Below are 9,019 nucleotides of genomic sequence, written 5' to 3' on the forward strand. Positions count from 1 at the left end.
TGCAGCTCAAAAAAGCCCTGCTGCTCCAGCTGGTCTGTGAGGCGAGCCGATAGGGTGGCTAGTCCAAGTCGCATGGTGTGCTTGTCGGATTCCAAATTGATCCTGCCCTGTATCGGGTGATATACGCCGGCGGCATCCACCCACCCCATGAAGAGAGTTCCCGGAGTTGCGGGAAGAACCACGTGCGGACCGGTCCTCTTGGCTCGAAATTGGGCTCGCAGGGCTTCCCAGTGTTTCCGATCCTCTGCATTGTACGCCATGCGCTCAGGGGTGAGCGTCTTCTGCTTACGGCCTGCCATGACAGGCTCCCTTCTGTACTTGACCGTGTTGTTTACGGGCTCCTCGAGATACACATAAGGCCCTTCACTGCATCTAATCATTGACACAGGAAGGGCGCTTACGTATCACATACACACATCCATCTCGGACTAAGAAGCCCTATTGATATTAAATATATACTAAATCGCCGTCAAATCCAAGCAAATACGGGAAATTTCTAAAATTTTTTCCTCAGAAATGAGGCGGCTAGGACGAACCCCAACATCCGGCATCAAATACGCCTCCACTCCCCCACCCAACTCATCCCTACCCAGCCGAAAAACCCGCCTCGAAACCCCCAACACCTCGCACGCCTGCTCATACGTGTACACCCGCTGAGGCCGCTGATCCTCACCCCGCAACCGCTCAGCATCCACAACCTGCAACGCACGATCCACTGCCTCATCCCCCTCACCCCACAACGCAGCAAACGACTGCACCGCACCCCACACAAACAACGGCACCGCCTCATCCCCCAACAAACCAGCAACCCGAAAGGACACACCAAAATGCGCCCGCAACCGCTCCCACGCCTGCACAGAACACCCCAACATCCCCCGCGCACGCTCAGCCGAAATATAGACCGGCACCCCTGCAGGAATAATCTTGTGCGGCTGCTCCCCCAACTGCTTATACAGTACATTCTTAGTGCGCCGAGTCGCCGCCTGAGTGTTCAGCTGCGCTCGCTCTTGTTCAAGGGCCTGCTGGTATGCTGCCCAGGTGCTCCGGTAGGTCTCTGCGAGCGCGTCGGGGGTTTCTGCCGTCATGCGGGCGAGGTCTTCGATGTCTGGAACTCCGAAGAAGGTGCACCAGTGGTAGTAGGGGACGGTGCGTTCACGCAGGCCCGTTGAGGTGACGTGCGCTATGGGGGTACTGGTGCGGATCATAGCCCAGAAGTCCTTGGTGGATACCTGCAGGGGTACGCCTGCAGGTGCGAGGTATTCCAGGAATGCGCAGAACTCGGTGAAGGCGGCTTGGTTGGTGCTTCGGGGGTTCTGGCGGGGGTGCTTCAGGAAGTAGCCGGCGGCGCGGGCGTAGGCGCTGGTGTCTCCTAGCAGGGGCATGGTTGCTCCTTTCTGCTTTGCGGTCGGGGGGGGTAGCGGAAAAGGTGGGTGGAAGGGTGCATCCTTCCACCCACCTTGTGTGGCGGTTGGGCTCTGTGTTGAGGTTTAGAGGCCTTCGGTCTTGAGGTGGCGCTGGTGCCATTCGAGCATCTCGGGCAACAACAGTGCCGGTTCTTCCGACTGACCAATAGATTCAGGGATATTGTGGCCTACTACGAACCAGTCATCAGGCTTGGAGGCAACGTACTTCTCCCACTCAGAGAGAGTCCAGATGCCCAGGCGCTCTTCATCCCACTCAACGAAGGCCCAATCGTTGGGGATCATCTCAGGATCTTCCGCGGTGTCCTCGGGGTTGGCCTTGTGTACGAGGTTGCGCCAGTTGCGCTTGGTCATCACAAGCGAGTTGGCGCCGTCTTCGAAGAACTCGTCACGGTCGGAAATGTAAGAGTTGCTACGCAGACGCTCCCAGAACTGATCAAGGGTGATGATGCCCTTCTCCAGCAGCAGGCACAAGAACTCCACGCGATCACGGCGCGGCGCGAAACCGCCAATAGGCATGTTCGGGCCCAGCGGGAAAAGGAAGCCGCCACGGTAATCATCAAGGTTCACCGTATCCCAGTCGAAGCCGTTGCCGTCGCCATCCTCGCGCGGATCGAGTAGCCACATGCCGGTGGGTTCGTAGATTTCGACGAGCATCCGTGCCGACCCTTCCTTACCGCCGCGGGTGTAGGCCTTCAGCAGGTGCTCACGAACGTACTTCTCCTGCACCTTGGTCAGCGAGTAGCCGCCGCTACGGCGGCGCTTGATGCCCAGAGCCTTGCCCTCGGTACCCGCCTTCAGTGCGATCCGGTTGTAGCTTGCCGCTGCAGCGATCATTTCATCACTCAGAGGCACCACCGGGACCAGGTTGGTTAGGGTCTCGAAGGGGGTTACAAGGTTGGTAGCGCGCAGCTCGGCCTCATAGTGTGCAGGGCGGTTCTGGTACTCGTCTGCTACGAACTCGAGCTTTTCCTCAAGGCTCAAAGTGGCGTTGTTCTCACGGTACCACTGTGCGTTCTCCTCGTCTCCAGCTTCTTCTGCCCATTCAAGCAGCTGCTGCAGCAAAGAATCCACGTTGTACAAATCCTTGTAGATGCGATCGGAGAACTTCTGACGCTCATCATTGATGGCTTCACGTTCCTCAATCATGCGCAGATTAGCCTCGTGCTGGGACTCGACCTTGTGCTGCTCTTCCGGAGTTAGCGAATCCCACCATGCCTGCTCTTCTGCCTGGTTCAGCTCATCCTCATCAGGGGCGGCCTGCTGGGGTACGCGCAGCGCGCCGGGGGTGTCGAACTGGCCGGTGCCGGCTGCTTCGACGGTGATAGCGCCGTGGCGCTGCTCGCGCAGGGGGTGATCAGAGTTCAGCCATGCGCGCGCCTCACCGATAGTGATCGGCTGGCTGAGGCGGTAGAGGCGGACTTCCTGATTCAGGCTGTAAAGGGAGGCACGCAGCTCGTCGTACTTTTCTCGTGCGGATTCCTCATCCAGGAAGGCGTACACAAAATCGCCGGGCTCCTGCCAGTAGGGGGCATCCTTGCGGGGGTCTCCCCAGGTCAGTACCTTACCGTCCTTGCGCTTGTAGTGCGGGCGGCCTACCGGCGGGTCGTTGAGCTTCTTCTTACCGTAGTTAGCGTGGACCAGGTAGCCGTAGCAGCCGGGTTCATCGTCAAGCTCGGCATCCAGGGCAATATGGTCACCTGCGGAGGGGTTTTCTACTGCCCAGTGCTGCTCGTCATTGAAGTATTCGATCTCTTCGTCAGTCATGCTTTCGAAGAGGGAAGCGTCGAAGACCATGCGCGGGTCGGTGAAACTGCGGCCCGGCGCCTCCTTTTCGAAGGCATTCTCGATGAAGAAAGGCAGGCCTGCAGGGATTCCTTCGCGTCGCCACTGCAGCGGGTGTGCGGACAGATCCTTCACCCAGGGGGTTTCCCCGGTGACGCCGGGCGCGCGCTGTGCCATCAGTTCAGTGGAAAGATCCTTACCGTCTGCGGTGACGCGGTAGTGGTTCTCCAGGGACTCGTAGCTGTAGCGCTTGCGTGCTAGGCGGTCTTCTCGGTACTGACGCTGGTATTCCTTGTTGCGGATTTCGGTTTCGGGGGTAGACATTGTGGATCCTTCCGGTCGTGTCGTGTTGTTCATCTGCCTCAACCATAGCGGATGAATTTTGGGCCATAGCGTGCTTTAGGGCTGTTTTTCGCGGCGGTAGGGGGTCGGTTTCCTTGATTTTCCGGGGATTCCGACCCCCTCTTTATGTTCCGCTATGTCCCAAATGCAAATGTTGGTTATTTTTCGACGTCAGCCATAGCGTCGAACTGGTCCGTGCTAACGATAGCCACTACTTCCTTCCTCGGACCCTTGCAGACCATAACCATGCCCTCCTTATTCGGATGCCTATATGCCTTCAAGCCACCAGTTAGCACACCGTCCTTAGTGAACTTCATGGATACCCAACTCTTACGGCCTCCTGCCTGGGTAGTGACAACGCGGTACGAATATCCCTTGAAGGGGTTATCCGGTTCGTTAAGCTGACGCACCGGATTTACCCTAGCGCTATAGAACAAGCCGCCGCGCTTTTGCAGCACCTCCATGTTGGTATTAGTGCGCTTAATCTTCTCCTCCCTGCGGGAAACAACCACGGGGCTGTCGCCCATATACGAAGCACGACGCTTCTCACGCGCCATATTTCGCTCAACACGATCTCGGCCACCGCCACGGTTGCGCTTCTCGCTGCGGGACTTCGGCTGCAGACGCTCGGGCTCATTAGCCATGATTTCCCGAGATTCCTTCTCCACCTTGTCACGGTCACGCTTAGTCGTCACACCGAACTGCTCCTTGGCGTAGGTGTTAATGCCCTGAGTGCGCGCCTTAACTGCCATCTCAAGCAGGGTGCTATCCAACGAGTTCATCGTCTGAGCGATATTGTCCTTAGCACCTGCAATGCTATTGAAACTCGTGCGAGCGCCATGTTCCTCCACGAACTGCTCCGTGGCATTGTTGTGCCTGTGGCCGCGGTGCTTCCGGTTGATCTTTTCCTGGAAGGCATTCAGACGGGAGAACATTTCGGTCTCTTTTGCGTCCCCTGCGTCCGACAGAAGCTTCTGGGTGCGGGTGAACTCAGCCTTGATCTCTTCGAGCTCTTCAGCGCTGAGATTATTCACCTTGGCATAGTGGTCCCAGTCGCTCTTGCGCAAACGGATGCCCTTATGCAGGGCCATCCACGGCTCTCGAGTCAGCGGGCGACTCTCGTACACCGCGCCAACGTTAAAGTAGCTGTCCTGCGTGGATGAGTTCGGGATGAGAATACCGAGAGTCTTGCCCTCCTGCTTGACGACGTATTCGACGGTGTAGGAGGAAGATCCCTTAGTTTTTTGGACGATGCGGGCTTCGATGTCGAGGTGGACGCGCTCGCCGGTGGGGGTTTCGATGCGGACTTCTCGGGTGATGGTTAGCTCTCGCCAGGCGTCAGAGGAATCTGAGTGGTGGAGCTTGTCGCCAAAGTTTTTGAGGATGACTTCGCCTTCGGGGCATGCGCGGTCCCAGTGGCGGATGTCTACTTGTGCTAGTTCTTCCTCGCTGTAGGCGGCTTCGCTGAAGATGCCGCGCTCTAGTGCGTTCTCGTTGCGGTCATTGGCGATCTTGGAGGCCAGCTTGGCCTGGTCCCAGCGGTGCGCGCCATCAACGGCCTGCTTTTCCAGCATGTCCAGGTCTCGTTGGTGGTGGTTTGTGAGGATTTCACGTAGCTTTTCGTTTTCGATGTTCAGGCCGCGTTCCAGCGTTGCTGTGCGCTTTGCGATGGCGCGCTGCAGAAACTCCTCTCGTGCCTTCGGGGATGCGTAGAACTCTCGCTGCGCGGTCATATAGTTCAGGAATTGCTCTTCGAGCATTCGGCGGGTTTCTGCAGAGACTTTACCGGTCTTCTTTGCCTCGGCCTTGGCTAAGGCGACGGCCGCTGCGTACTTTATTTGGGCCTTGAGAAAGATCGGCGCGTAGTGGCTAAAACACCGTGGGCCGGGCTTCCAGTCGCACATGATGGAACGCTCCTCACTAAATATTTACAGTTGGGACATTGACACTATTTATTATATTCTTCCCTTGCAAAAAAAGGCATTTCTAAACCATTTATGTACGCATAAGCGCGCTACCGCCCCGGTAGATGGGGTGCTTGTATAGCCAGGCGGCGAGCGCGGGGTATAGGTGAAGGTGTGGGTCTTGGCTGATGAGTTCGGTGGCGTCGTGGCGTGCTTTGCGGATGAGTGGGGTGTTGTTGAGGGTGAGTAGTTTGAGGCCGTTGTTGCCGGCTTGGCGGGTTCCGATGATTTGTCCTTCGCCGCGGGTTTGCAGGTCAATTTCTGCGATGCGGGTTCCGTCGAGGGTTGAGGCGATGGCCTGCAGGCGGGTTTGCGAGGTGGTGTCGGTTTCGGGGTTGGCGTAGGTGATCAGGTAGCAGTAGCCGTGGTGTCCACCGCGGCCTACGCGGCCTCGGAGCTGGTGTAGCTGGGCTGCTCCGAAGCGTTCGGCGTTCATGATTGCCATGACGGTAGCGTTCGGGACGTTCACGCCAACCTCAATGACGGTGGTGGAGATGAGCACGTGGGTCTTATTGGCTGCGAAATCGTCCATGATTGCCTGCTTCTCTTCGCTGCTCATCTTTCCGTGGAGCACGCTGTAGGTCAGTGTTGGGCACTGCCGGGTGAGTTTCTGGGCGATTTCCCATACGGTGTACGGGGTGGTGGAGGCGGTGTTCGGGTCAGTTTCGGGGTTCGGGTCTCCTGGATCAATCTTTGCCCCGACGATGAAGGCTTGGTGCCCCTGCGATGCTTCGTAGGCGATGTGGGCCCACATGCGCTGGTACTGGTCAGGGGTAGCCTGCGGTGAGATGACGTGCGTCTTGATCGGCTGACGGCCTGCAGGTAGACCGGGTAGCTTGATGATTTTCAAATCGCCGTAGGTGGTCATGGCGACAGATCGGGGAATGGGTGTTGCGGTCATGTTCAGGGTGTGCGGGCGGGTCGGTAACTTGTTGAAGGTATCTCGCTGAGCGACGCCAAAGCGATGCTGTTCATCAATCACCACCACAGCGAGGTTTGGCCACTTGATGCGTCGGGAGAACAGGGCATGAGTGCCAATCACGATGGACGGAACACCTGATTTGATGTGCTCTCGGATGGCGCGCGCTTGCTCCGGATCGGTAGATCCGGTGAGCAAATGAATCGTGAGGCTCGACGGCAGGCTCTTACGGAAGGATTCGTAGTGCTGCTCGGCTAGAACCTCCGTAGGTGCAATCAGAGCAGAGGTGTACCCATTGTGGGCAGCATGCAGCAACGCAAACGCCGCCACCGTCGTTTTACCGGCTCCCACATCACCCAGAAGCAGCGCGTTCAACGGGTGCGGGTTAGACTGCCCCGCCAGAATCTCAGAGACAGCAGCCTTCTGCCCATCAGTGAGACTGTACGGCAGCGAGCGGGCATACTCATCAAGAATCCCACCTGCAGTTTTGGTCAGCGGGTAAGCGCTGGTAGCAGCATTGCGGTGCCGCGTTTGCGCCAAAGTGAGCTGCATAGCAAACGCTTCATCATAGGTAAGTCGGGTGCGCGCGGCGGCAGCCTGCTCTTGCGTGGCAGGCAAATGAATTTTCTGATGAGCCTCACCCAGCGACATTAGGTGATGGCGAGCGCGCAAGTACTGCGGAAGGTAGTCAGGCTCGGGGCTGAGGGTAGGAATCAGGCGGGCTACTGCTGCTGCGATGGTGGCGGCAGGTACCTTCTTGGTGGCCGGGTAGGTGGCGGTGACCGGCTGCAGCAAAAGCAACGGTGCCTTCTCGTAGATCGGCTTGTCGATGGTGTACCCGCTTCCGGAGAATCCGGTGGTGAGGGTTCCTGAGATGAGCAGGCGCTCGCCGGCGGTGATGTCTTTGGACGCCTCAAAGCCGTTGAAGAAGGTGATGGTGACGGGCGCGTGCCCGGGGCTGTGTCCGTCGTCGGTGGTGCCGGTGACTAGAAGCATTCTCCGTCCGGTGCGGGTGGCTTTCAGGCGCTTTGAGGTGACCGTGACGTAGCAGGTAATCGGCTGGTTCAGGTGGTGGGGTGCGGGGTTTATGAGCGGGCCGTTAGTGGTGTAGCGGCGCGGGTAGTAGTCTCTTAGGTCTGCCAGGGTGTGCAATCCAAGGTGGGATTCCATGGCGGATGCCGTCTCTTCGGGCAGACAGGCCCATAGCGGGGTGTCGCCGCTGCGTAGCTGGTGCGGGCGTAGAACGTCGTTGAAGGGGTCGGTGAGCAGGGTGGGAAGAGTCATGAACGCTTACGAAAGAAGAAGGGGTAGTGGGTTAAACGATGGAGCCGGCTCCCTGGAGCTCCCCCTATCCGGGGGATCTGTCCGGGAGCCGGCTATACGCTCACGCAAAGTGAGGTTAGGAGTGCGCAGAAGTGGCACGGTGCGGTATCTGCTCTTTGATCCAGGCAACCGCCTGATCCACCTGCTGAACAGAAACCACCTCAGCATCAGGAGAGCCAAGCGCAACATTCCACGCAGCCTTCGCCGCCTGAACCGCCTCCGCGGCAGGTAATCCTAGACCCTGAGCGCCAGCAACAATGGCGCTCTTAGCCTGGTTCGAGGTGTACTCAGTCGGTGCGCTCGCAACCGGTGCCGGCGCGCTTTCTTGATGCAAAAACGCCTGGTTCGCAGGCACAGAGACAGGCGCAGGGGCAGGATCCACGCTCATCTGCTGCTGACCGACGATCTGCGTCTGATCCTGATGATCCTGAACCGTAGCGGGTGCTTCGGGTGCAGGCTCTTGCATCTGAGGCTCAGGAACCGTAACCGGCGCCGTGACAGCCGGGGCGACGGCTTCGGTCGGTGCGCTCGCTTCTGCGTTGCTGCTTCCCGGTGCCTGGCTGTTGTGGTGAATGGCGAGCGCCTCGGGGGCGGTGACGGAGGCGTCGCCGGGGTCGTCGTTGAGGTCGCCCATCATGACGATTTTGGCATCGGGGTCTTGGCGTTGGAGCGACTCTTTGAGACGGCGCACCTGATAGCCGGCACGTTCACGAACGGGGCTTTGTGCGCCACGTGAAGGCCAGTGATCGACGATGAAGTTAAACTTTTCACCGCCCAAACGTCCTGAAACGGTGAGAAAACCGCGAGTGATGTAGGTGGTGTCGCCAATGAGTTCCCCATTTTTGTTGGAATGAGGTTGAATCTTTCCGTCAGCGTCCCAGTAGAATCCTAAATCAACATCCGGTTGCAGCGAATCGCGATACACGAAAGGCACGAGCATAGCCGATTCTAGGTGGAAAGCTTTGGGATTGTAGAGCAAAGCCACGTCGATGCCGCGACGGTCGGGACCTTCAAAATGCACAGCTTTGTATCCTCGTTTAGATAAAGAGGGTTGTTGGAGCAAGTCGTCGAGAACGTGACGATTTTCCACCTCGCTCAGTCCCACCACAGCAGCACCTGCAGGGTTTTTGGTGTTTTCCACCTCAGTGCCCAACTCACTGATGACTTGCGACATGTTGTGGAGTTTGGCTTGATACTTCTGTTCCGTCCACTTGTAAGAACCTGTGGGAAGGAATTCATAATCGTTTTGACCGGAATCGTGGGTA

General features: G+C 58.0%; 5 protein-coding genes and 1 pseudogene. All 6 read right to left on the bottom strand.

Annotation, left to right across the window (positions count from 1 at the left end):
- Nucleotides 1-299: hypothetical protein (locus Q0216_RS02625; protein WP_298592705.1), on the bottom strand; the 299-nt coding region annotated here is incomplete at its 3' end.
- A gap of 159 nt (nucleotides 300-458) precedes the next feature.
- Nucleotides 459-1,382, bottom strand: a complete 924-nt coding sequence (locus tag Q0216_RS02630; protein WP_298592707.1) for a hypothetical protein — start codon at nucleotides 1,380-1,382, stop codon at nucleotides 459-461.
- A gap of 105 nt (nucleotides 1,383-1,487) precedes the next feature.
- Nucleotides 1,488-3,530 (bottom strand): hypothetical protein, encoded by a 2,043-nt coding sequence (locus Q0216_RS02635; RefSeq protein WP_298592709.1) that lies wholly within the window; start codon nucleotides 3,528-3,530, stop codon nucleotides 1,488-1,490.
- Nucleotides 3,531-3,706: 176 nt separating this feature from the next.
- Nucleotides 3,707-5,308 carry a hypothetical protein gene (locus Q0216_RS02640; protein ID WP_298592711.1) on the bottom strand — a complete coding sequence of 534 codons (1,602 nt, stop codon included), beginning with the start codon at nucleotides 5,306-5,308 and terminating at the stop codon, nucleotides 3,707-3,709.
- A gap of 235 nt (nucleotides 5,309-5,543) precedes the next feature.
- Nucleotides 5,544-7,715 carry an ATP-dependent DNA helicase RecG gene (locus tag Q0216_RS02645; protein WP_298592712.1) on the bottom strand — a complete coding sequence of 724 codons (2,172 nt, stop codon included), beginning with the start codon at nucleotides 7,713-7,715 and terminating at the stop codon, nucleotides 5,544-5,546.
- Between the two features lie 115 nt (nucleotides 7,716-7,830).
- Nucleotides 7,831-9,019 (bottom strand): annotated as a pseudogene (locus tag Q0216_RS02650) (hypothetical protein); the annotation flags it as partial.

This window comes from uncultured Rothia sp., from assembly GCF_937976295.1.
Lineage (GTDB): Bacteria > Actinomycetota > Actinomycetes > Actinomycetales > Micrococcaceae > Rothia.

Excerpts from the sequence above, each read along its gene's own strand:
- Q0216_RS02630 (WP_298592707.1), bottom strand. The coding sequence starts at position 1,382 with ATGCCCCTGCTAGGAGACACCAGCGCCTACGCCCGCGCCGCCGGCTAC.
- Q0216_RS02635 (WP_298592709.1), bottom strand. The coding sequence starts at position 3,530 with ATGTCTACCCCCGAAACCGAAATCCGCAACAAGGAATACCAGCGTCAG.
- Q0216_RS02640 (WP_298592711.1), bottom strand. The coding sequence starts at position 5,308 with ATGCTCGAAGAGCAATTCCTGAACTATATGACCGCGCAGCGAGAGTTC.
- Q0216_RS02645 (WP_298592712.1), bottom strand. The coding sequence starts at position 7,715 with ATGACTCTTCCCACCCTGCTCACCGACCCCTTCAACGACGTTCTACGC.